This window comes from Paenibacillus eucommiae (assembly GCF_017874215.1).
Taxonomy (GTDB): Bacteria; Bacillota; Bacilli; order Paenibacillales; family NBRC-103111; genus Paenibacillus_AI; species Paenibacillus_AI eucommiae.
The window spans coordinates 212,865-236,486 of the sequence record NZ_JAGGLB010000011.1 but is presented as its reverse complement, the minus strand read 5'-3'; the positions used below and the strand labels follow the sequence as shown (position 1 = coordinate 236,486).

Genomic DNA, 23,622 nt, shown 5'->3' with positions numbered 1-23,622 from the left:
AGCTTAACCTGACAACATTGGGGGATAAGCACTCCCCCCCCCTTTATGCCGTTACTGGAGTTTTGAAGGTACGCAGTGGAAGGAGTAAAAGCGCGAGCATTAGGATAAGAAAAGCTATGAAATAGGAGGACATCTGCCCTCTCAGGTTTCCGGCGAGTATAGGTCCTATAAAGGCACCAATTGAAAAGGCTATAGACAGCAGTGAGAAGACACGACCATACCTGCTGCTTTTTGTAATATTGGCAAGAAATGTCGATAAAGCGGGGAAAATGACACCTTTGGACATGCCGATTAGAAACAGGGACACATGCAAAGGGATTGGCCAATGTACTGCAAGACCAAAGAATATCAGAGCAAGCGATAAACAGCCAACAATTGTGCGCAAAAAAGCAGAAATTTGATTGAGAAAAAGCATGCTGAGCGTGCTTAAAGCCCCTAAGCTGACAAGCGAAAAAAAGATACCAGAGGTCAGGATCGAGCCTTCCGTAGCTTTCATTAAGGGAAGCTCAAAAAACAAAATGCCTTGAGAGCATGAAATGGCTAGCGGAATCATAAAAAAGAGCCAAGGAACAGAGCTTGCGCGGGCTGCTTCATGATTCTTCTCGGCATTTGTTTCAGCCTCAATTAGAAGCTGCTCTTCCCGGGTTAGGGGCGAAGCTTGGCCTTGCAGTAGAGGGTGGCCCTTCTTGGCTGTCCGTTCTTTCAGCCCTGGAATGGCCAGAAGGCCTGTGACAATGAGAATCCAGCCGAGAACCGTGAATGAGGCGGTAAAGCCAAGTTTGGCTACCAGGATGGCTCCCACTGCGGGAGAAAGCACCGATGCAAGGGTATGGACGAGTCCATTTCCTGTCATTAGCTTGCTGCGGTGAACTCTGTCCTTGGCTATTTTGGCAAGCATGGCCAGACAAGCTGGAGACAGGAAGGCGAGTACAAAGCCGCTGATAGAACGAATATAGAGGAGCTGCCAGGGATCCGTAACTCTGGATTGAAAAATAAGCACGATCCCTGCTACAATTAGGCTAAAGATAATGAAAAATTTACTCCCATACTTATCTACGCCATAACCCGCAAGGAGATTGCCTGGTAAATGTGTGATCGAATAAACACCAAGGATCAAACCGACAAAGGATGGCGTAGCTCCCAGAGATAATGCAAAGGGGGAAAGAATGGGGTATTGTGCATGCAGATCGAATAAGGCAACGAACATAAATAAATAAAGCCATACTGCTGTTCTCATATCACACCGCCTGACTGGCATAGCTTGCCTAATAGTTGTCTCTTAAAGATGTACGCTACTTGTCCTGCAGTTATGATTATTTCTAAAGCTGAGAGTATGAATCTCATTGCAATTCAATCCAAATTTTAGTAATCTGGGGAGGTTGGCATGGATAATTTCGTTTGGTTTGCTCTAGGAGCCTTGCTGGTTATTGCTTTGTTTAAATTCCGTGCCTCTTTACGTACATACAGAAAAGATGGGGATAAAGGCGCTGAAATTCAAAGAAAACTGGAGCGGCTGAGGAAAAAAAGAAATGAAGAGTGAAATGTCAATACGAACAAAAAGTAAAAAGCAAAAAGAGTATAAAGGGGGAATTTGTAGTGGATCAGTGGATAACATTTGCTCAAGATCGTTGGTATTTCATAGCTGTAGCTATTATAGTGCTTTTTATTGTTATTGGAGTCGTTAAAACATTAGTGAAATGGGTGCTTGTAGTCATTATTATTGGAGTTATTGTGGTATACGGTGCTAATTATAAGGATAAGCTGCAAAGTATAGGGACAACAATCGTTACCAAAGCGACGGAAGAAGCCAAAGATGGCGCAGCAAAAGCGCTGGCTTCCGAGGCTAAGGATGCTAAATATACAGTTGACAAGGATGGAGCCTTTGTAATTACTACCAAAAATCTTAAAGTAGAAGGCAAGGTAGGCTCTAACGATGTGGAGGTCACCTTTCTGGGGGCCACCTTTACGATGCAGGCTGACGGAGTGGTAAGTACATTTATTGAGCAGGCAAAGAAAAACAGCGGCTCATCTTCATAAAAGAAGGGAGAAAGGCATGGCGGACGCAGCACATTACTGGACTACCCTTAATCTGATTTCGATCGCCATTCTTTTGATTGTGGCCGGCTCTGCTCTGCAAGGAATACGCCGCGGCGCATCGGGCTCAGCACGCCATTTGCTGCTTATGCTGGTAGACGGGATCGTAGCTATTCTTAGCATCTTCATAGCGTGGCAGGGCGTGCAGCTGTTATCTCCCAGAATTCAAAGCTGGCTTAAACTGCAAAATGTGCAGATTCCCTCTGAAGAAATAGGGATGTGGGAACAGATTTATTATACATTGGTAACTAGTATCAGGGATTTTCCGCTGCTTAGATTTGGGCTTCTGTTCCTTATTGGTTATCTCTTGGTAAAGTTGGTTCTGTATAAGCTCGTAGATCCACTTACTGAGAAGATGCTGACAAGAACGCAGGAGAGAAAAGAAGGAGCAAAGTCCATTGTCAGCTTTTTAGTAGGAGGATTACTCGGGTCCATTGCTGGAATGACAAGAGCGCTGATGCTGGTGGCTATATTATTTATATACGTCTCCTTATTTCCAAGTACTCCAGTGACAGGCTATATTCAAGCATCGGGTTGGTATCAGAAGGGTGCCCAGGAAGTTATCATGCCTTTCACCGGTGATTTTATTGCCGACAAAGTTCCTGTATTTACACGTGCGGTTGAGCAGGAGTTCGGCCAAATTTTACAGCGCAAATATGAAATACTGGATGCCAGCATATCTCCGGATATTGCAGAAGCTGCTGTGCAAGTTACGGCCAAAGGCAATACGCAGGAAGAAAAGGCCAAGCTTCTTTACGAGTGGGTTGGAACACGTGTCCAGTATGATTGGGATAAAGTGAAGCTTTATGAGGAGCAGCGCATCTGGAAGGAACAAACGCCGGCAGATACGTTCGAGACGCGTGAAGGAGTCTGCATCGATTATTCAAGGCTTTACGCTGTAATGGCTAGAGCTGTGGGACTTGAAGTGAAAGTGGTCACAGGGCTTGGTTATGACGGGCAGGGCGGCTATGGACCACATGCCTGGAATGAAGTTTATTTAGAAGATAAGCAGGAGTGGGTATCGCTGGATTCCACCTGGGTTTCAAGTGGCGGAGAGTGGTTTAACCCCCCGGATTTCGACCAGACGCATATCAAAGAAGCGTGAAAACAAGAAGCACTACTCACTTGAAAGCTGAGGGAGAGGGCTTCTTTTTCTATGGCTGTGAAATATGGTACACTATACAATAGACTGCAAAAAGGCTTCGATTTCAACGAATTTCCGAAGGAGCTATGATGCGAAAATTACTTAATCACTACAAAATGGTATATTTCGACGCGAGTGAAACTCTTCTGACGGTTCCCGGAGCAGAATTGGTTTTGCAGAAATTTTTGTCACACCGCTCTCTAACACGTGATGCGACTGTGATCAATGAACTGTTTACGGAAGCTTTTCGTCTATTTTATTATAGCAAACAACCTGAGCCATTCACCGCTTGTTCTCCAGAATCTGACCGCATGTTTTGGGTCAACCTCTACAAGTATGTGCTGCAAAAGCTGGGTGTAGACGAAGCATGGAGTATAGACGAGGTTCATGACTGCTGTCATGAGCTTTACGATATGTATATGGCCCCTGAGCAATACGAATTGTTCGAGGATGTAAGGGAGAGTCTGCAGCTTATGCAGCAGATGGGGCTCCGATTGGGGATTGTTAGCAATTTCGCTCCAACATTGAAGGAAATCCTGCGAAGCAAAGGAATTCTTGCGTTTTTCGATCCAGTTATCGTATCTACCGAAGTGGGTCTGGAGAAGCCGGACCCGGCCATTTTTGAGCTGGCGATCTCGCGCTCCGGGCTTTCTGCAGAAGATCTGTTGTACATTGGTGATCATGATTTAAATGATATTTGGGCACCCAAGCAAGTGGGTATCGATGCGATCCAAATCCTACGTTACGATCATCTCAAGGGGAAAGGTATCCGCTCTTTGCGCGAGCTTTTTCCATAATTGAAATAAGGCAGTGGAAAGGACATGTTATTCAATGAAATCATCCATGCATACGGAAGATCCGCAGAAGCAAGAGCAGCACAAGCGGCGCCACTTTTCTTTTCGCATCAATTTATTTTTCTTCTGCACGTTTCTCTTGTTCTCCGTACTCATTGTGAGGCTGGCCATTCTTCAATTTGTAGAGGGCAAGAAATATGCGGAGGAAGAGAGCTTTATAAAAAATCGCTCGACGAAAATTGCCCCCATCCGTGGAAACATTTTCGACAACAAAGGCGTGCCTTTGGCTTATACGGTGCCGATGCAGTCGCTTTTTTTCCGGATTGAGCCCGATCAGGACCCGGATTTCATCATTAATCTGGCCCATAAGCTTGCATACGCATTTCAAAAGCACGGGAAAAAGGATCAAAAGGAAATCACAGCAGCAGACATCATCCTGTCCATGGATTTGGGGTATGACATTAATAAAAACAAAGTAAAGCTTCCTAGCTACTATAATGTTCCACGCAAAATTAAATCCGATCTTTCCAAGGAGGAAATTGCTTTCCTGCTGGAGCATCGTGATGAATACAAGTGGCTTGAGGTTACAGAGGAAAGCATCCGCACCTATGAAACGGAAGAAGAGAATAAGACGACGATCGCCACTCAGCTTATCGGTTATTTGCGTTCTTATTCCACGGACAGATCCAAGGAGATTTATCAAAATAACCCCGATGCAGTAAATTATCTGGATACCGAAGCTGTTGGCTTTGATGGTATTGAAAGAATGTACCAGGATGTATTACGCGGCACTAATGGCTCCAAGACGTACCCTGTGGATGCACTGGAAAGAATTATTGGCAGGGTTACGGTTACGAAGCCGGAGAAAGGCAATAATCTGATCCTGACGATTAATAAAGATGTACAGCTGGCCAGCGAGCATGCGATTACCGATCAGCTGGCGTATCTCAGATCCAATGAAGCAAGAAGAAACAGCACCATAGGCAGAGGAAGCAATGCCAAAGCGGGCTATGCCGTAGCCATGGAAGTGAAGACAGGCAATGTTGTAGCGATGGCCAGTATGCCGGATTATGATGTGAACGTTTGGACGAGTGGCATTTCCAGTACAGAGGAATATAACCGGATTTTACCTTTTGTCAATAATGGTACGATCCGAACTGCTTATGCCGACTATCCGGACAAAGAAAAGAACAAGCACCCATCTTCTCTCGTATTTCTAGGCTCGACTATTAAGCCTTTAACCGTACTTATTGGATTGAATGAAGGGTTCTTCGGCATCAATACGCCATATAACGATGTGGGCTCATTCAGCTTTGGCAGAGGCAACACCAGTAGGATCCAAAATTCCAGCGGAGCCCGCAACGGTATGATTAATTCAGTTAAGGCTATTGAGGTTTCCTCCAATACGTTTATGTCTGCAATGATTGGAATCCCTTTCTATCAGAAGTATGGGGGCGAGAATCCGCTGGTTACTGAGAAATGGGCGGAATATATGGCCAAATTCGGACTCGGGGTCAAGACGGGCAGCGGGCTGCCTTTCGAATATGAGGGTTCGAATGATTTTATAAAAAATGCCGAGAATGACAGCTATCAATCAGCTATGGTTTTTGCTTCCTGGGGGCAAAATGAGAAATACACCACACTGCAGCTTGCTCAATTTACAGCTACGCTGGCGAGCAGGGGCAAACGAATGAAGCCGCAATTTGTGCAGGAAATCAGAAGCTATGAAGGTGAAGTTATTAAAAAGATTGAGCCAGAGGTGCTGGAAGAAACTGAATTTCCTGACGCTTACTGGGATGCTGTCATTAAAGGTATGAAGAGCAGCTCCATAGGAATTGCCGAGCTGCCCTACACAGTAGCGCGCAAAACAGGGACTTCCACGCAAGATGTATCGGGAGGCAAGGTAGATAATGCAGTATTTATTGCCTTTGCTCCTGCTGAAGATCCCGTGCTTGCTGTAGCCGTAGTTGTTCCAGAAGGCGGATATGGTAAGTTTGGAGCCTCTCCAATTGCCGCGAAAATTTTTGAGGCTTACGATAAATATTCCAACGGGGCTTTAAGTGGAAATCCGGCCCGGTTTATTGAGGAAGATTCGACTAAAGAGTAAAGACTGAGTAAAGATAAGTAATGGTGAGTAAAGAAAGGCAAGTTATGCTATACTTATTTATCGTAAAGCTTGCATATTTTGAAGATAGTGTGGAGGTGTGAAACACCATGTGTGGTATCACCGGGGTCATGTATTTCGAAGATAGAGAACCGGCTGTTTCGATGCTGGAACAGATGACGAAGGTAATTGTCCACCGGGGACCGAACGATTCCGGCTTTTGGGTGGATAATCGAATAGGGCTTGGCTTTCGCAGGCTTTCGATTATTGACATTCAAGAGGGGCATCAGCCCTTAGCGAATGAGGACGATTCGGTATGGATCGTTTTTAACGGAGAAATTTACAATTATAAATCTTTACGGAGCCAGCTTATCGACAGAGGGCATCAATTCCGCACGCATACGGACACGGAGGTTATTGTCCATCTCTATGAGGAGTATGGTGAAGAATGTGTGAAGCATCTGCGCGGTATGTTTGGATTTGTCATTTGGGATAAGAAGAAGCGGCAACTGTTTGGTGCCAGAGATCATTTCGGTATCAAGCCCTTCTATTATCACATGAATGACAGACAATTCCTGTTTGGTTCCGAAATTAAAAGTATTCTTGCAGCAGAGGGTATGAATCGTCTGATCCATACCGACAGTCTGATGAATTATTTGACGTTTCAATACGTTCCGGAGCCGAATACGATGTTTTATGGCATTCATAAGCTGCCGCCGGGACATAGTATTAAGGTCAGCTTTGATGGCGATGTATCGATACATAAATATTGGGATCCGATGTTCGAGCCTGAAGACCGCCCCTTTGAGTATTATGTGGAGGAAATCCGCGAGAAGCTTAAGGACTCCGTTATCCATCATATGGTGAGCGATGTGGATCGTGGCTGCTTCCTTTCAAGCGGCATAGACTCGACGGCCATTGCGACTTATATGAGCGGGATAGAGCCGATCCGCACCTTTTCTGTTGGGTTCGACGGTCCGAACAATGAGACGACGATTGCTAAACAGACAGCAGATGCGTTAGGGACAGATCATTATTCCAAAATCATCACAAGCAACGACTTCTTCTCAGCACTGCCCAGCGCGATCTGGCATCAGGATGAACCGGTGGCCGATCCTTCAGCCATTGCGCTTTATCATGTGGCGAAGCTGGCCAAGGAGCATGTAACGGTTGTGCTCTCAGGTGAAGGAGCCGATGAGCTGTTCGGAGGCTATCGGATTTATCGGGAACCCATGTCATTAGCACCGATAGAGCGTCTGCCGCTGCCAATCCGCCGGCTGCTGAACCGGATTGCCCGTGCCTTGCCGAGCGGGATAACAGGGCGCAATTACTTAATCCGCGGAACTACACCGCTGGAAGAGCGTTTCCTCGGTAACGCCAAGATTTTCTCGGAGGATATGAAGGCTGAAGTGCTTCGTCTCGACAAAGAGATGCTGAGAGCCTATAAGAACCCACAACAAATCGCAGCAGATTATTATAATAAAACGAAGCATCTTGATCCGGTATCGCGCATGCAGTATATAGATCTGAATTTATGGATGCCTGGCGATATTCTGATGAAAGCTGATAAAATGACGATGGCTCATTCTTTGGAGCTGCGGGTTCCTTTTCTGGACAAGGAGCTGTTCGAAATCGCGCGGCGCATTCCAGCCAAATACCGCATCGCCAACGGGACTACGAAATATATTTTCCGTAAAGCGATGGAAGGGATCATCCCTGACTTTATCCTTAACAGGCCAAAGCTGGGCTTTCCCGTACCGCTTCGTGAATGGCTGAAGGGTCCCATGGGCGGAACGCTGCTGGAGCAAATCAAAGCAAGCGGGATCGAAGACTACATCAACATCCCGGTTGTTGAGCAAATGGTGCAGAAGCACCGCAATGGCCAAGGCGACTATGCGCGCCGCATCTGGACCATTTATGTTTTTGCATTGTGGCACGTGACATTTATGGAGGAATTGCCTAAACAAGTTGCAGTTGCTTACTAAATTGCTACTAACAAGAGAGGGAAGCGAGACAGGGATTATCCTGTTCGTTTCCAACAGGAGGAGCAAATGGGAACCTATAAACTGCTAGCACTCGATATGGATGGAACGCTGCTAAATGAAGAGAGTCTGATCTCCGAGGAAAACCGCCAGGCGATTCACGCTGCGTTGGAAGCCGGAGTGACCGTTATTTTCTCGACAGGGCGTGGCGTGCAAAGCGCACTGCCTTTTGCCGTGGAGCTTGGCCTGCAGACGCCGATGATTACGGCTAACGGCAGCGAGATCTGGAGAGCACCGGGTAATTTGCTCAAGCGTCATAAGCTTTCCGCGGATCTGGTGCGCAGGCTTCATACTGTTGCCGTGAAATACGACAGCTGGTGGTGGGCTTATGCGGTTGAGGGCATGTATAATACGGAGAATTGGATTGAAGATATAGACAGCCCGGAATGGCTGAAGTTTGGTTTTTTCACAGAGAATTTAACCGTGCTTTCAGAGATTAGACAGCTTGTAGCTGCCTGGGGCGAGCTAGAGATTACGAATTCTCATCCTTCCAATCTTGAGATCAACCCGAGGGGGATAAGTAAGGCAAGCGGCCTTCTAGAGCTCTGTGAGGTTCTTAATATTAGCATGTCCGAAGTAGTTGCTATGGGTGACAGCGAGAATGATACGGCAATGATTCGCAAGGCTGGACTTGGAGTGGCTATGGGAAATGCACAAGAAGGTGTAAAGCTTATTGCCGATCATGTTACAGTGACGAATAATGAGCATGCAGTAGCAAAAATTATTTATGATTATATTCTTACTTAAGCCTGCCAATCATTCGGGTTGAACTGGAGGTTCGTACATGGAAATTGTCGGTTGGCTGCTTGTCATCCTGTTGTTTGTAATAGGTATGGCTGGCACTGTATACCCGGTGCTTCCCGGCGCTTTGGCTGTTTATGGAGCCTTTTTTATTTACGGCTGGTTAATCAGCTTTGAGCCATTTGGAGTTTGGTTCTGGTTGATTCAAACGTTGATCGTTATAGCTATCATTGTCGCCGACTATTTGGTTAGTGCCCTTGGAGTAACGAAGTTCGGCGGTTCCAAGGCGTCGGTCATAGGCAGCACTATCGGGATCATTCTGGGCCCTTTTGTTATTCCTGCCTTCGGTATTATTATCGGTCCTTTTCTGGGAGCTGTTATTGGTGAGCTCATAATCAAAACACCTTGGAAACCTGCGCTAAAAGCCGGTGTGGGCTCAGTGATCGGATTTTTCTCCAGCGTTGTTGTGAAGGTTGTGCTGCAGCTTGTCATGATTGTCGTGTTTCTGCTATGGGTATTCGCGTTTTAATACAAATAAGATGCTGGAGTGATCCCGATGATTAATGTAACGATTTGGAACGAGAATTTACATGAGAGATCGAATGAAGAAGTACAGAAGGTTTACCCGGAAGGTATACATGGTGCTATCGCTGAAGGCATCGCAAACGATGATTTCGAGGTGCATACCGCTACGCTGGAGCAATTGGAGCATGGATTGACCCAGGACGTTCTGGACCGCACGGATGTATTGCTTTGGTGGGGACATAGGGGCCATGAGATGGTGGCGGACGAGATCGTAGACCGTGTTCATCAGAGGGTCCTGGATGGAATGGGACTCATTGTGCTGCACTCCGGGCATTTCTCTAAAATATTCAAAAAGCTGATGGGGACTTCCTGCGATTTGAAGTGGAGAGAAGCCGACGAAAAAGAGCGGATTTGGGTAGTGGATCCGGCTCATCCGATTGCTGCAGGATTGGGCGAATATTTCGAGCTGGAGCGCGAGGAAATGTATGGGGAGCATTTTGACATTCCGAAGCCCGATGAGCTGATTCTGGTTAGCTGGTTCGAAGGCGGAGAGGTGTTCCGCAGCGGCTGCACGTACCATCGCGGCAATGGGAAGATTTTTTATTTCCGGCCGGGTCATGAAACGTATCCAACCTTCTATAACAGAAATGTACTCAAGGTTATTGCGAACGGGATCAGATGGGCAGCACAGGACGGAGCAGTAAAGCCAGTGTACGGCAATCATAAGCCGTTGGAGGAAATTAAGGTGAAATAAGGAATAACGGAAGAAGGAACGACTTTGGCTAAGGATTCACTTGTAAAAGGTACCTTGATCTTAACCGCGGCCGCACTAATAGCGCGGTTTATCGGTGTATTCCAGAAGATTCCCCTTGTACACTTGCTGGGTGACAAGGGAATGGGAAGCTATACAATTGCCTTCAATCTGTACTCTATGCTTCTTGTGATTGCAACAGCCGGAATACCAAGTGCGCTGAGCAAAATGGTTTCCGAGAAAACAGAGCTGGGACGCCAGGCTGAAGCTGAGCGGATCTATCGTGCTGCAGCGTTGTTTGCGCTTGTTGCCGGATTTATTATGGCGGTTCTTCTATTTGTACTGGCACCTTGGTACGCCCGCGACATATCTGGAGATCCGAATGCGATATTGGCGACACGGGCCATTGCACCTGCACTGCTCTTCTTTCCCTTGATCGCTATTATGCGCGGTTATTTTCAGGGCAAGCAGAGAATGATGCCTAACGGTATTTCGCAGGTCGTGGAGCAAATTTTCCGCTTGATAACAGCGGTAGTCTTGGCTTTTGTGCTGCTCAGTGTCAGTCTGGAATGGGCGATAGCGGGAGCTTCTTTCGGGGGGGCGATCGGCGGTATAGCTGCTTTTGCCGTTATGTCCTACTTTGCCCGAAAGATGCGGCGTGAGAATGGCGGTCGCCTGAGCGAGAGGCCTGGTACCGGTCAAGGAAGCAAAGAGCTTGCCAATTCTCTAAGCTATAAAACCATCTATAAAAATCTGTTGAAGCTCTCAATTCCAATTGTGTTTTTCTCGATCACAGTCACCTTCATCTATACGATCGACTCTTCGATTATAATCCCGCTGCTCCGCGGCGAATTGGGTGAAGAGGTGGCGCTCGAACTGGTAGGGATATTAGGGGGAAGAGCGCAGTCACTTGCAGGTATTCCGATTATTCTGGCTATTGCGCTCAGTCAGTCCATTGTGCCAATCATTTCTGCGGCGTATGCACGGAAAGATATTAAGCAAGTGGCGAATCAAACCTCAAGAACGCTGCAGCTTGCTATTTTATCCGGCTTACCTATGGTGCTGTTTATCAGTATTGCAGCAAGACCGCTGGACGGATTTATTTTTGGTTATGAAGAATCCCAATACGGACTCGATAACGGACCGTATATTGTTGCTTTTTTGACAATGAGTGCGATGTTCCAAATTATTATGCAAACCTCAGGTGCCGTTCTTATGGGACTGGGACGCATGAAGCCGCTTGTGCTCCATGTTATTATTGGTATTAGCATTAAATTGATTGGAAGCTTTATGCTATCACCTTGGTTAGGAATTTATGGAATTGTGGCCTCAACCGGACTGTGCTTTATTGTTATGTCCTGGCTGAATATTGCTGCTCTTAGAAGATCTTTCCGCTTCAAAGTTCTGGGGACCCGCCGTTTACTTGGTTTAATGCTCTCTATAGTTGTCATAGCAGTTGTAGGTGTTGGCGCTGAGATACTTACGCATAGCTATGTGCATCCATTCGGCATTGACCGTCTGAACGAGGGCGTCAATTCTATATTGGTTGGTTGTGTTGTGCTCGCACTTTATCCGCTGATGATCATGGCTACACGTGTCGTGACTAAGGAAGATGTGAAAAACTTCCCGGCACCCTTGCAAAAGCTGATCGCAAAAGCAGGACGGCTTATCGGCAGAAGGTAAAAATAAGAAGGCTGATGGCGGTGTGGTTAAACTTAAAGATCGAAAGACTGTCCGGCTATTATAGCCAGCTCTATTTTGCTTAAGCCCAGGCAAGCCTCTGAGGTCATATCAAACAAGAAAGGGGCCTGGATCGAGCCTAGATGGGCGATGGCATGCCGCGGCTTAGTTAGCAAGAACCAGTCTCCTGGTTCAACGGCGTCAAGAGGTGCATCTGGCCATGCATCGTTTAGCGGCGGGCTGTATAACGGAGCTGCACCTTTCTTTAGATTATTGCCGTCCAGCCTCTCCGTAAATTTTGTTTGCGGAGGGGCTTTTCTTATAGGTGTGAAAAGTCCCGGCCAATAATCAGCCCGCGAGCCACTGTGGCGGACGCTTGCAGCATAAGCAGCAACGCCTTCCCGCACGATTGGCAGCCCGAACAAGAGGGCATAGAGCTTTTTACCGAATTCGATTCGTTCATTTACATCATGGAAATCCTCTAGAATCAAGCCAGCCAGTCTGCAGCGGGGGGCTGTATACTCGATTGCAGGAGAAGTGAGCCGCTCATCTGCGCTCGCCCCTTCACCTGCAGGTGAAGTTGCCTCCTGCTGTCCAGCCGGGATATGTCCGTAAGGAAAGACGATCTGGTTCAACTGCATCAGCGACTGCGCCCGGAAAGTAACCGTGTCCAGCACAAGCCGCTTATAATGCTCATTGCGTACGATTCTTTGCTCGATATAATTTTGCTCATTAATAATCAAAGCGGTTGTAAGCAGGGGAGATTCACCATACTGCCAGAACTCCTGCCATACCGGCGTCATAAAAGCGGAAATCTGCAAATGCGGAAGCAAATCAAATCTGTCCCGCCCAGCGCGCCTGCTCTCGATATAAAGCAGCAATTGCGGATAGGCATCTTGAAAAATGAGGGCATTAGCCCGCTCCAGAAAAGCAAAAAGACAATCTGCCTTTGCAGTGTTCAGCAGGTGGGGGAGCAGGTCACCCTTTAAGTCGGTCATACACCAGCCGCCGTTACGGGATACCATATGGGCTAGAAGCGCCCAGTGCACCTCTGGATGACTTTGATAGATCGCCCAGTAGGCTGCGGTGCGAGTCAGGTTGTTTCTGTTGTGAAGCTCTGTCTGCTGGCGTATGCGGCTCAAGATGAGCTGGTCAGAGGTGGATAATTTTGATAAGGCTGGTAAGGATGATGAGTTTGATGAGTCTGATGAGCTTGATAACCCTGATAAGGCGGATTTTGCTGGAGTATGGGCTGCGGTTGCCTTTAATTGTTTATAAGATTGATTGAGGCTGTATCTAAGCCGCTTTACGGCTTCCGGTGAAAGGGTCATAAGCTCCGCGTGATCTGCCTGCTTGACTGCATACATCAAGGAGCTCACCTTATCGAACAGCATATTAAACAGCGTAACTGGCAGCTTAATCGTTTTCCCGGCCAAAAGAGTAAGGCTCCTTTTTTCATTTATATTTGCCATAAGCAGCCTCCTTATTTATTAATTTATTATCTTATCAATGGATCTTTATATTAATGAATTATTTATCTTTTAGACTTTTCTATACATACAGATTTTAATAACTTTCGAGTATTATTTGGAATCAATTGGATTTTTGTATTTTTTTTAGCTTTTTTCCTGGTTATTTTTTCAAAGATGTGAGTCTTTTTGCCCTAGTCAGGCGTATAATCTATTGCTATAGTTTTAAATAGGCAGACTAGTCCAATTGTAGTAAAGGAGAAGATGTGGGAATGATTCGAAAATATGGGAAAAGGCTCGCGAGCGGACTGCTTGCAGCATCACTCGTAGTCGTTGCGGGCTGTAATAGTATTGGTGGAGTAGATGTGAACAAAGCGTTGACTAATACTGTCAAGGTGAAATCAAGCGAATCAAGCACGAATATTGCTATTCAACTTATTCCTAGTGCATCCGCTACGGATGCACAGAAGGCCGCACTTGAGCTTGTTGGGAACATGTCCATTCAACTCAGCGGCAAAAAGGAAGATGAAAAAAATGCTTCATACGCAGGGGAGCTGAAGACACATCGAGGAGCGGTTCCTTTCCAGGTTTATATCGATGGAGAAAAAACAGCGATTGAAGTGGATGGAGCTAAGAAGCCGATTACATTTAATTTGGGGCAGATCCTCTTGAAGAGCTTGATTAAGGAAAGTGGTGAAAACCCTTCAATCGTTCAAACACTGCTGCCTACTATAAGCGGACCTATTATGGAGAAATCCTCAGAATTACTGCCGCTTCTAGTTGACTACATAGTGGGGAATGCCAAGGTAAATCCCAAAACCTTAACAGTTACTGCTGTAACCGAAAAGGTACAGGAAGAATCGCTTTCACTGAATAAGCTGCATACCGAAGTGTCTGGAACCGAAGCAGCGGAACTGATTCAAAAGCTGGTTGTGAGCATCGCAGCGGATGAAGCTGGCTTACAGAAATTTTTGGGTGGAGTATATGATGTTGTAGCGCCAGAGCTTCTAAAGGATAAGAAATTGAATCCGTTGATTAAAACGGTTTTGGAAAATAAAGAAACGGCTGTTAAATTCCTTTCCGGTACGGTGAAGGGTCTTATCAATGGGGCTGTAGTTCAATTAAACAATAGCCTCAAAGAAAGCAAGATGTTTACAGATCAAATGTATATCAAGGCAGATATGTATCTCGACAGCGATCTTTTGACCCGTAAAACGGCCATTGAAGCAATGATTCCGATCGCTAAAGGTGCCGATAAAGGTTTGAGCGCTATAAAAGTGACCGCAACCAGCGAGAGCTGGAACCTGAACAAGCCAGTAAAGGCTGATAAACTCAAGGGATCCGGACCCACTTTAGAAATCGGTGGAAATGGCTGGGGCAAGTTGCTGAACGCTTCCAAGATAATCAGCAATTTTGATAAAAAATCAATAGCTTACAAGCTGCTGCGTGAAGATTTGCAGCTTACAAAGAAACGGATTCAGATGATTATGGATAAACTAGCAGGCAAAGACCCGGGAAAAAGCGGTAAACCTTATATTAAGGATGGTATAACATTGGTTCCGGTCCGCTTTATTTCGGAGAACCTGGATGCCGAAGTGGAATGGGATGGAAAGCTTAAGCAGGTTACGATAATTGACGATTTATCTGAAGCGAAGATTGTACTTACTATCGGTAGTAAAACGGCTTTAGTAAATGGAAAATCGGAGCAGCTGGAAGTAGCGGCAATTATTACCGGAGAAAGCACCTATGTTCCAGTTCGTTTCATTGCTGAGAAATTAGGCGCAAAGGTAGGCTGGGATGATAGCACTCGAACTGTTTCCATTGAAAGAGATTAAATACAGCTAATAAGGGCTGCGAGGATATATATCCTTGCAGCCCTTGTTTGTTGTCGATTTTACAAAAAGAAGACTTTTTTATTACTAGTTCCTGGTTTAGTCAACAGGCCTCTTTGAATCTAAGTTCTCGTCTTCATTCCGTTCATGAGGAGGGGGTTCATTAGCAGAGCGTGCGCGCGGCAAACGTCCCGATCTTTGCAGCGCTTCGCGAAGTAGATACTCAATATGCCCGTTCACACTGCGGAACTCATCCTCAGCCCAGCGCTCGACAGCCTCATAGAGCTTCGGGTCCAGGCGCAGAGGGAAATTCTTTTTGGGAGCCATAACCTTAGTAGAGCGTACCGGTATTAATAACCGGAGTCGCTGAACGGTCCGATACGATCGCTACTAACAGATTATTGATCATAGCGGCCTTTTTCTCCTCATCGAGCTGTAGCCCCTCTGCCTCTAGCTTGCTGATTGCCAACTGAACCATGCCTACCGCGCCTTCCACGATAATTTGCCGGGCGGAAAGTATCGCGGAAGCCTGCTGGCGCTGCAGCATAGAGCTTGCAATTTCCGTCGAGTAGGCCAGATGAGTCAGACGTGATTCCACCACTTCAACGCCTGCCACAGCAAGCCGCTGCTGCAGCTCATGGCTAAGTTCAGCTGCTACCTCATCTGCATTGCCGCGCAGCGAGTAGCCCTCATTATTAAAGCTGTCGTAAGGGTATTTACTAGCGACATGCCTTAGAGCGGTCTCACTTTGAATCTCCACAAACTTCTCATAGTTGTCAACCTCGAACAGAGCCTTATAAGTATCAACGACTTTAAAAACAACAACTGCCGCGATCTCAACCGGGTTACCCTCTGTGTCATTGACTTTAAGCTTCACGCTATTGAAATTACGTACACGAAGGGAAATTTTCTTGCGCAATGAAAACGGTACGACAAGCCAAAGCCCACTCTTGCGGATGGTGCCAAGATAGCTACCAAAAAATGTTATGACGGAAGCTTCATTAGGCTGAACGACCGTAACGGTAGAGCTGCATATGAAGGAAATTACAACAAGGATAATTCCTGGTGCAATAGCCCCCAAAGTCAATAAATAAATTCCTGCTGCAATAACGACAAGAAACAAAACTAAACCAATAAAGCCATTAATGGAAGGCGCTTTACGTTCATTCATGCAATCATTCTCCTTTAAGTGTCGTATTGTACCTTTAATTGTACCCTATAGTGATATTTTCGTGATACTTTATTGATATAATAATGATATCACTTTTTACTTATACTGTAAATAGTGAGTGGGTGTTTTTATTGTTAAGAGGATGTAATTCGTGGAACTCGACTTAATATTGATGCTTTGTATCATCATGTGGCCGGACTGCGTCATACAACGGCATACCAGTTAGATCCTGAAGAGTATACGAAAAGTAAACGAAAAGTGCAGATGCTTGACAGTCCATTTCGCTCATGTTATAAGTGAGTAAATTAAAATAAATACTGAAAAAAGAGGTGATCGCCATGAAAAAAATTTCAAATGAGCAAGATTTTCAAGAAATGATTGCTCAGCCGCGGACGACCATAGCTATTTTCAAAACGACATGGTGTAAGGACTGTCATTATATAGAGCCATTTATGCCAGATATCGAGAAGACCTATGCGGACCAAATTACCTTCATAGAGCTTGACCGTGATGAGGTTCCTGATCTCTGTGAGCAGCTTAACATCCTTGGAATCCCCAGCTTTATTGCTTTTCGCGAAGGGCAGGAGCTGGTTCGTTTCGTAAGTAAACTTCGCAAGACTCGTGAAGAAATTGAACAATTTCTGGATCGTGCGGTAGCAGTGTCAAAGGCTATGGCTAAGTAAGAAGTAGTGGTAAAAGTAGTAAAGTAGTAAAAGTAGCGAAGAGAAGTAGGCAAAAGTAGGCGGAAGTAGGCAAAAGTAGGAAGAAGTAGTGAGAAGTTGTGAGAATTAGTCAAAGGTAGCGGAAAGTAAATGAGAAGTAAATGAGAAGCAGAAACATACGGAGCTGTCCCTAAAAGTCTGAAGAGATCCTGGGGACAGTTTTTTTGTTTTGAGCAGTTTTTATTTTTAATACACGCTAGAAAGTCCTTATCCCTTTGGTTCAGAGAGCAGACATCTGGTGGCAGGCCGTTTGGCATTGATTGATCTGCGCTCTGCAACGCACCCAATTCACACAAGTAGTTTAATTTCTGGGGTAAGAGCAATCCCCTAGCAGCCATGTAGAAGTAGCCTCGGAGTTAGAGCCCGCCTCCCCAAAATTGAGAGTGTGCTAGACTTAACGATGTTTTTCATCGTTAAAGTATGGGTTTCCGGCTAATCCGTCACGTTAATGATGATTTTCATCGTTAAAAGAGGCCGGATGGCCCCTGTGGGTGCCTAAAAGTGGTTTTAACGATGTTTTTCATTGTTAAAGTAAGGATGTTGAGGTGCCTAGGTCCTTTTAGCGATGAAAAACATCGTTAAAGAAGCAGCTCAGCTCGCTCATTCACCCAAACGCATGCGCGCAATAGAAAATCTCTTCAATCAAGAGAAAAAACTTACTGGCTATCCATTTGGGTTAGGCCTCTTTCTTAATAAGAGGACATGTGTTTCAAACCTTTGTAACATTTGCGAATGGATTTGACTGTCGATTACAGCTATAATGAAATATGGTACAGAAAGAATATACCTTATTTTCAACGTAGAAGTAGGTGCAAGGATGCAGCAGAGAGTGAAACAATTAGCAAATTGGTCCGCGATCGGCATGTTTCTCATACTCATTATGGGAGCTTTGGTGACAAAGACCGACTCAGGCAGAGGTTGTGGCGACGATTGGCCGTTATGTAACGGCAAATTTATACCTGCATACACCATCTCCTCATTCATTGAATACAGTCATCGTTTAGTAGTAGGTGTGGTTACATTGCTGCTGATGGCTACAATCATACTCGTTTTTCGATATGTGAAACGCAAAGATGCAAAATTGTTCGTTACAGGGGCTGTGCTTTTTACAATTATTCAAGCTATTATGGGAGCTATGGCCGTTAACAGTCCACAATCGGCAACCATATTGGCGCTTCATTTCGGATTATCTCTACTGGCCTTCGCATGCACCTTGCTTTTAGCCTTGGTGTTTACGAAATGGGGAGGGTATGCCAGTCCCTATGGATTAGAGGCTATTTCCGAGAAGAAGCTCCCCCTAAGCTTCGGCAACTTAAAGTCTACAGCTCAACCAGTAAAATCAGGGTCAATAACGGGTGGATTTCGGATCATGGTGTGGGGGACTGCGGTATTTTGTTATGTTGTCGTCTACCTGGGAGCGTTTGTGCGGCACTCAGAATCTTCAGGCGGATGTGCAGGTTGGCCGCTTTGCAATGGTCAGATCATTCCTGAAATAAGCGGTGCTACCGGGATCGTATTTACGCATCGAGTTGCTGCTTTGCTGCTATTCATCTGTATATTAACACTGTTCCTGATATCCAAAAAAAGTACGGATTATTCGGACAGATGGGTTCAGGGCAGCAAATGGACGCTGATACTTGTTTTGACCCAAATTATTAGCGGTGCGATTGTTACTTGGGCCATTGGTGATGAACTGCTGTATTTGTTGACAGGAATGATTCATGCAGTTATTATTGCATGCTTGTTCGGGATGCTAAGTTATTTATGTGTTCTAACTTTTTATTACGATAAACGCGATACTTCGAAAATATAAGGTTTTAAAGGTTGTATAAGAATGTATAAGGTTGTATAAGGATTAACAGGGACCGGGGCTGCTCTTTGTGAATGCAGGGGCAGTTCTTTCCTAGTCCACGGTTTCCGGTCGCCAATTGGAACTGCCAACGCTTACATACTGGCAGGATGTAAGTGCTCATTCTGCTGCCGTATGACCACGATGATCCGTCCAAGAGGTATATACTTTATACTGGAGGGCAAATACATAAGGGCGGAGGCTTCCATTACCATGAGGTTGACCTCACATAATAAGCTTTATTACACAGGGGACAAGCTTATAGACTGTTTTAAGTTTATGCTCCTTGGCATAGATACTCCTGTAAGAGAGCTGCAGCGTGCTTATACGGACAAAAAGCTGCAAGAGACCCAAAGACCCGGCGCTTATAGTAGAGGCTGCCTGGTTGCCTCAGGAACTGTCTATGTGCTTGAGCCTGAACTGGCTCCCTCTTTTTTCGACCATGAGGATGCCGTAAGTCTTGTGGACAGGCGAAGGAAGGAATGCTTTCAATGAATCCCTTGCTAAGCAGGTTATTGCCGCATTTGGGATTTATTCTTGTCTACATACTTTGGGGAATTAACATCATCTCCATGAAAGTAGGAGGGGGCGAATGGGATGCGTTAGTTTTTAACGGTATTCGGTTCGCTAGTATTATTCCTTTTCTATGGGTGTATACTTACTTCTATTACAGATCCCGCTCTTTAAAACTGTGGATAGCGAAAAAGGATCTCCTTCTGATCAGCGGTCTGGGTGTGCTTACTGCGATTGGTATGGAATCATTGCTGCAGTATTCTCTGCAATTCTCCTCAGCGGCCAATGCGGCTGTGCTGGGCAGAGGCTTTATGCCGATTCTTACGGTTATTATTGCTTTATCAGCCCGTCAAATGCGGATTACCTGGAGAGTTGCTTTAGGGATTCCTCTCGCTTTTATCAGTGTGATCCTGATTGTTTCCTCAGGGGCTTCGGGTTTCCATCTGGGAACCGATACGATGCGGGGGGACCTGCTGCTGCTGTTTCGCAGCCTGCTTGGAGCTGTATATTTGATCGGCATGAATCGATTGGTGATTAAATATCCGATTATTCTGCTCCTTTCATTGGAAATGACTGCAGGAGCCTTATCCTTGCTTCCTTTCGTGATATGGAAGATGGACGCTGCTTATCTCTCAGGGATCACGTATGTTGGCTGGCTCAGCCTTGGCTATACGGCTGTTTTTGCCACCGCTATAGGGTTTACCTTACATAACTGGAGTCTGGCGCGTATAGGGCCGTTCAAAGCTTCTGTGTATGGGTATTTGCTGCCGATAAGCGCAGCAGTTGCAGGTATTCTAATGATTAACGAGACCATCACTCTTTTTCAGTGTTTAGGTGGGGTGGGTGTTCTGACAGCGATGTATTTGGTACAGCGTGACCGGATGCAGGACATCCGCAAATCGATGCCAAGCGAGTAGTAATTGTCTATTTGTAAAGGAGTGAACGAATGCTTCGATTTCTGTTTCAAGAGCCGCCTCGAACGGACTCAGGGCTTATGCTGGAAGCTGGCAACGCTGTTCGCACCTACATAGCTGCTTCACAGAAAAAAGCAGAAGCTTCACAAGGTAATGCTAATAAACACCATCGTTTAGCTATCTGGAGCCAAGGCTTCCTGGATGCTTTGAATGAGCTGGAGCAGAGTCACTATTGCAGCGAGAACTATGCCAAGCGGATCCACAGCCAGTTTCTAGAGGATATGAATGTTGAAGAGCTTAACGACTATCGAAGATTTGTATATTTTTATAAAAATACCTTCCTCCGAGTCTTCTCTATTCTGGACAAGCTGGGGTATTTCCTGGATGAGCTGCTAAATTTGAGAACGGAAGAAATGAAGCCGCGGTTTTCCTATTTTACAGTGCTTCGCAGGCTCCGTGAACGGAACGATTATGCTGAACTGGAACAGCAGCTTTATAAGCTGAAGGTTGAATCCAGTAAACCACTCGACCGGCTTCGCAATCAACGCAACACAGAAACTCATTTCATAAATGCGGAGATGCTGGATGATCTCAATTTGCGGGAGCCCGTGGCAAGCAGGCGGATCCATGTGGAGAGTGCAGCGAGGAACGTACAGGATATTCATACAGGGTTTGAAATGGTTTGCCGAACGCTCGTTGTGGTATTTACTTATATTACCGCCAGACTGGCAAAGGAGTAGGAGGCCATGGTACAACAAGGGCAAAAGACGGCACTCATAACCGGAAGCGCAAAAGGCCTAGGGAAAATGACTGCTATAATGCTGGCAAAGCAGGGCTGCAACATTGTGGTCAATTATGTGAAAAGCGAGGCAGAAGCGCTTGCGCTGGTTGAAGATATTAAGCAGCTCGGTGTTGCCAGCATGGCTGTTCAAGGGGACATTTCCAGACGTGAGGATATTGTTCGCATCGTAGACGAAGTGCACAGCGAATTAGGAGATATAGATATTTTAATCAATAACGCAGGTCCTTTCGTGAGGGAAAGAAAAACGTTTGCTGACTATGATTTTGATCAAATAGAGTACATTACCCGTGGAAATATGCTGGGTGTTATGGAGCTCGATAGTCTGGTCATACCGATGATGCGTAAAAAGAAGTGGGGACGCATCATCCATTTTGGTTTCGGCAAAGCTTCTGAGGCTAGAGGCTGGATGCATCGGGCTGCCTACGCGGCGGCGAAGGTCGGACTTGTTTCTTTTACTAAAACATTAGCTGAAGAGGAAGCTTCAAGCGGCATTACTGTAAATATGATTTGTCCGGGAGATATCCGGGGAGAACATAAAGAACGTACCATTAACGAAGCCCGAACAGAAGTAGATCTGGAGACTCCCATTGGCCGTCCGGGCACCGGGGAGGATGTTGCCAGAGTGATTGCATTCTTATGTCAAACTGATTCTGATTTTATTACAGGTAACATTATGGATATATCAGGCGGACTTGATCCTATACAAACTCTTCCATCCTTGAAGCAGCGAAAGGAATAAATCCTTCCTTCGCTGCTTTTTTTGTTATGCTGATTTATTTCAAGGGGCTTAGTTTATTAGGTGATTAGGTATTAGGTATTTAGATACTTAGTGCTTAGGGGTTTAAAGTAGAAGCTGCTGGATCGCGGTCAAAGCTAGTATCATGGTGAACGGGTGTAGAGAATTGGGCTGCTTGCATGCTTTTTTCCAGCTTACCGCTAAGATCCATAAGCAGGGTTTGAAAAAGGCTGAGTATGTCGCTCATTTTCATAAGTGCATGAAAGGTGCTGCGGCTCTCATAGGCTGCTGCATTCTCCTGCCGCTGCTTTACCTCCGATAATGCCTCGAAGCTTGCTTTTTTGCTGCCGACTCTTTTTCTGTATTCAGCTGCAGTCGATGTTTGTAGTTCCTTCAGTCTTTGATTGATCTGCTGAATTTGTCCACGTATACTGGCAATGGCGCTGCGCTTGTCTTCATCGGGAAGGTCGGGATTTTCAAAGATGGACATGCTTAACAGTATTTGATTTAGCGAGTTTTCAATTTGTCCAATTTCTTCGTTGTCTGTTCCTAACGGGAGGCTGCCGATAATTCCTTTTAAAGCGAGAATTCTTGCACTAACTTGCTTCAGCATAAGCATACACCCTCTTCTTTCTTGAATTCTTTACAGCATAGTGTTTCACATTACTGCCAAACTATACGAGCAGCAAAAAGAGCCTGCCTTAGCGGCAAGCCCTTCTTAACTATTTATATCTTAAAATACCTGCACTACTTCCTCAATACCTTCCACTTCTTCCAATAATGCACGTTCAATACCGGCTTTCAGTGTAATGGTCGAACTTGGGCAGCTGCCGCAGGCACCCACCAATTTCAACTTTACGATGCCGTCTTCGACATCAACAAGCTCGACGTCGCCGCCATCACGCTGCAGAAAAGGGCGAAGCTTATCAAGAACTTCAAGAACTTCGTCGTAAACAGAAGATTGTGTGCTCTCAGTCATTTGAATCATCTCCTTTCTTATTTATTATAATACATTAATGAAAAATTATAAAGTCCGTATTCCACCGTCTTAAACAGGAATTGCTAACTTGGGCCATGCATCTGTGCGGATGACCAGTCATAAAAAGTCCAGTCTACGTATGATAAGGAGATAAGAACTTTTCCGAAGTGAAAGGGGTGCGTAAAAATGGGTTTAGCAGCAGGCGTTGGCATTGGTGGCTTTAACAATACCGCTTCTATATTGGTTCTTTTTATCCTTCTAGTAATTATCTCTGTGGCATTTGCTTGGTAATCTAATTACTTTACAAACGTTCAATCAACAGCAAATGATCAGCAATTAGTAGCGATAAGCAGGGATAAGCAGCAATGATAGCAATGATAGCAATGATAGCAATGAGTAGAAATGAGTAGCCATGTGCAGTAAATTAAAATGCAGCTAGAAGGGATACCTTCGGCTGCATTTTTTTCATTAGCAAGACTCCCGGCATTCACTATCCTCTCCTTCACAAAGCAGACGTCTGATGGCTGTTCGTTTGAGGTAGAAGGGTTCCTACTCAGTAGGTTGAAAGAGGAAATGGACGATGGGGTGGAGAGCGGTAGCTTCCGCATTTAAAGATGGATTCCTTCCGCTGCTAGCCTAAATTCAGGGAATCCATCTTTAACAGCGGTGGAACCCATCGTTCATTTCCTCCTTCCCGGAAAATTGTAAGGAAAACAAACATCAAAGAACGCCACAAGACGCCTTTCCTCAAGAGACTATG

At 45.5% G+C, this 23,622-nt stretch carries 24 protein-coding genes; 18 read left to right on the top strand and 6 right to left on the bottom strand.

What is annotated here, in order from left to right:
- Positions 1 to 43 precede the first annotated feature (43 nt).
- Entirely contained in the window at positions 44 to 1,237 is a 1,194-nt protein-coding gene (locus J2Z66_RS17580; RefSeq protein ID WP_209972754.1) for an MFS transporter, read from the bottom strand.
- A gap of 147 nt (positions 1,238 to 1,384) precedes the next feature.
- Here J2Z66_RS17580 and J2Z66_RS17575 point away from each other — a divergent pair, with 147 nt between their 5' ends.
- The 10 genes from J2Z66_RS17575 (at position 1,385) to J2Z66_RS17530 (ending at position 11,878) form a co-directional block, all read left to right on the top strand.
- Positions 1,385 to 1,540, top strand: coding sequence for a hypothetical protein (locus tag J2Z66_RS17575; RefSeq protein WP_209972753.1), 156 nt, complete (start codon positions 1,385 to 1,387; stop codon positions 1,538 to 1,540).
- A gap of 56 nt (positions 1,541 to 1,596) precedes the next feature.
- On the top strand, positions 1,597 to 2,037 hold the full coding sequence (locus J2Z66_RS17570) for a hypothetical protein (protein ID WP_209972752.1): 441 nt from the start codon (positions 1,597 to 1,599) through the stop codon (positions 2,035 to 2,037).
- Positions 2,038 to 2,053: 16 nt separating this feature from the next.
- Positions 2,054 to 3,199 (top strand): transglutaminase domain-containing protein, encoded by a 1,146-nt coding sequence (locus J2Z66_RS17565; protein ID WP_209972751.1) that lies wholly within the window; start codon positions 2,054 to 2,056, stop codon positions 3,197 to 3,199.
- A gap of 125 nt (positions 3,200 to 3,324) precedes the next feature.
- A complete protein-coding gene (locus J2Z66_RS17560) occupies positions 3,325 to 4,035 on the top strand; it encodes an HAD-IA family hydrolase (RefSeq protein WP_209972750.1) in 711 nt (236 codons plus the stop codon).
- 34 nt (positions 4,036 to 4,069) lie between these two features.
- On the top strand, positions 4,070 to 6,139 hold the full coding sequence (locus J2Z66_RS17555; RefSeq protein ID WP_209972749.1) for a peptidoglycan D,D-transpeptidase FtsI family protein: 2,070 nt from the start codon (positions 4,070 to 4,072) through the stop codon (positions 6,137 to 6,139).
- A 107-nt stretch (positions 6,140 to 6,246) separates the two neighbouring features.
- Entirely contained in the window at positions 6,247 to 8,121 is a 1,875-nt protein-coding gene (gene asnB, locus J2Z66_RS17550) for an asparagine synthase (glutamine-hydrolyzing) (protein WP_209972748.1), read from the top strand.
- Between the two features lie 66 nt (positions 8,122 to 8,187).
- Positions 8,188 to 8,925 carry a Cof-type HAD-IIB family hydrolase gene (locus tag J2Z66_RS17545; protein WP_209972747.1) on the top strand — a complete coding sequence of 246 codons (738 nt, stop codon included), beginning with the start codon at positions 8,188 to 8,190 and terminating at the stop codon, positions 8,923 to 8,925.
- A gap of 37 nt (positions 8,926 to 8,962) precedes the next feature.
- Complete coding sequence (locus J2Z66_RS17540) at positions 8,963 to 9,448, top strand: DUF456 domain-containing protein (RefSeq protein WP_209972746.1); 486 nt, start codon at positions 8,963 to 8,965, stop codon at positions 9,446 to 9,448.
- A gap of 27 nt (positions 9,449 to 9,475) precedes the next feature.
- On the top strand, positions 9,476 to 10,198 hold the full coding sequence (locus J2Z66_RS17535; RefSeq protein WP_209972745.1) for a ThuA domain-containing protein: 723 nt from the start codon (positions 9,476 to 9,478) through the stop codon (positions 10,196 to 10,198).
- Between the two features lie 24 nt (positions 10,199 to 10,222).
- The gene (locus tag J2Z66_RS17530) at positions 10,223 to 11,878 is read left to right on the top strand and encodes a putative polysaccharide biosynthesis protein (protein WP_209972744.1); all 1,656 of its coding nucleotides are present in this window, start codon (positions 10,223 to 10,225) and stop codon (positions 11,876 to 11,878) included.
- A 32-nt stretch (positions 11,879 to 11,910) separates the two neighbouring features.
- Here J2Z66_RS17530 and J2Z66_RS17525 read toward each other — a convergent pair whose 3' ends face one another.
- On the bottom strand, positions 11,911 to 13,347 hold the full coding sequence (locus J2Z66_RS17525) for a DUF2515 family protein (protein WP_209972743.1): 1,437 nt from the start codon (positions 13,345 to 13,347) through the stop codon (positions 11,911 to 11,913).
- A gap of 269 nt (positions 13,348 to 13,616) precedes the next feature.
- Between J2Z66_RS17525 and J2Z66_RS17520 the strand changes: the two genes are divergently transcribed.
- Positions 13,617 to 15,179, top strand: coding sequence for a copper amine oxidase N-terminal domain-containing protein (locus J2Z66_RS17520; RefSeq protein WP_209972742.1), 1,563 nt, complete (start codon positions 13,617 to 13,619; stop codon positions 15,177 to 15,179).
- A 96-nt stretch (positions 15,180 to 15,275) separates the two neighbouring features.
- On the opposite strand, the gene J2Z66_RS42705 is transcribed toward J2Z66_RS17520, so the two are convergent.
- Both J2Z66_RS42705 and J2Z66_RS17515 read right to left on the bottom strand, forming a co-directional pair.
- Positions 15,276 to 15,503, bottom strand: a complete 228-nt coding sequence (locus J2Z66_RS42705; protein ID WP_245375624.1) for a type II toxin-antitoxin system antitoxin — start codon at positions 15,501 to 15,503, stop codon at positions 15,276 to 15,278.
- A 4-nt stretch (positions 15,504 to 15,507) separates the two neighbouring features.
- Positions 15,508 to 16,347, bottom strand: coding sequence for an SPFH domain-containing protein (locus J2Z66_RS17515; protein WP_209972741.1), 840 nt, complete (start codon positions 16,345 to 16,347; stop codon positions 15,508 to 15,510).
- Between the two features lie 338 nt (positions 16,348 to 16,685).
- Between J2Z66_RS17515 and J2Z66_RS17510 the strand changes: the two genes are divergently transcribed.
- From J2Z66_RS17510 to J2Z66_RS17485, 6 genes are all read left to right on the top strand, one after another.
- Entirely contained in the window at positions 16,686 to 17,030 is a 345-nt protein-coding gene (locus tag J2Z66_RS17510; protein ID WP_209972740.1) for a thioredoxin family protein, read from the top strand.
- Positions 17,031 to 17,886: 856 nt separating this feature from the next.
- Positions 17,887 to 18,882 (top strand): COX15/CtaA family protein, encoded by a 996-nt coding sequence (locus tag J2Z66_RS17505; RefSeq protein ID WP_209972739.1) that lies wholly within the window; start codon positions 17,887 to 17,889, stop codon positions 18,880 to 18,882.
- A gap of 249 nt (positions 18,883 to 19,131) precedes the next feature.
- Complete coding sequence (locus tag J2Z66_RS17500) at positions 19,132 to 19,413, top strand: hypothetical protein (protein WP_209972738.1); 282 nt, start codon at positions 19,132 to 19,134, stop codon at positions 19,411 to 19,413.
- Complete coding sequence (locus tag J2Z66_RS17495; protein ID WP_209972737.1) at positions 19,410 to 20,348, top strand: DMT family transporter; 939 nt, start codon at positions 19,410 to 19,412, stop codon at positions 20,346 to 20,348. The genes J2Z66_RS17500 and J2Z66_RS17495 overlap by 4 nt, the downstream gene beginning before the upstream one ends.
- Positions 20,349 to 20,377: 29 nt before the next feature.
- Positions 20,378 to 21,085 carry a Cthe_2314 family HEPN domain-containing protein gene (locus J2Z66_RS17490; RefSeq protein WP_209972736.1) on the top strand — a complete coding sequence of 236 codons (708 nt, stop codon included), beginning with the start codon at positions 20,378 to 20,380 and terminating at the stop codon, positions 21,083 to 21,085.
- 6 nt (positions 21,086 to 21,091) lie between these two features.
- Positions 21,092 to 21,886 carry an SDR family oxidoreductase gene (locus J2Z66_RS17485; RefSeq protein ID WP_209972735.1) on the top strand — a complete coding sequence of 265 codons (795 nt, stop codon included), beginning with the start codon at positions 21,092 to 21,094 and terminating at the stop codon, positions 21,884 to 21,886.
- 94 nt (positions 21,887 to 21,980) lie between these two features.
- Here the strand turns inward: J2Z66_RS17485 and J2Z66_RS17480 are convergent, their stop codons facing one another.
- Positions 21,981 to 22,496: a hypothetical protein gene (locus J2Z66_RS17480; RefSeq protein WP_209972734.1), complete on the bottom strand. Its 516-nt coding sequence runs from the start codon at positions 22,494 to 22,496 to the stop codon at positions 21,981 to 21,983.
- Positions 22,497 to 22,616: 120 nt separating this feature from the next.
- Positions 22,617 to 22,862, bottom strand: coding sequence for a NifU family protein (locus J2Z66_RS17475; protein WP_209972733.1), 246 nt, complete (start codon positions 22,860 to 22,862; stop codon positions 22,617 to 22,619).
- A gap of 186 nt (positions 22,863 to 23,048) precedes the next feature.
- Here J2Z66_RS17475 and J2Z66_RS17470 point away from each other — a divergent pair, with 186 nt between their 5' ends.
- Entirely contained in the window at positions 23,049 to 23,153 is a 105-nt protein-coding gene (locus J2Z66_RS17470; RefSeq protein WP_209972732.1) for a YjcZ family sporulation protein, read from the top strand.
- Positions 23,154 to 23,622 lie beyond the last annotated feature (469 nt).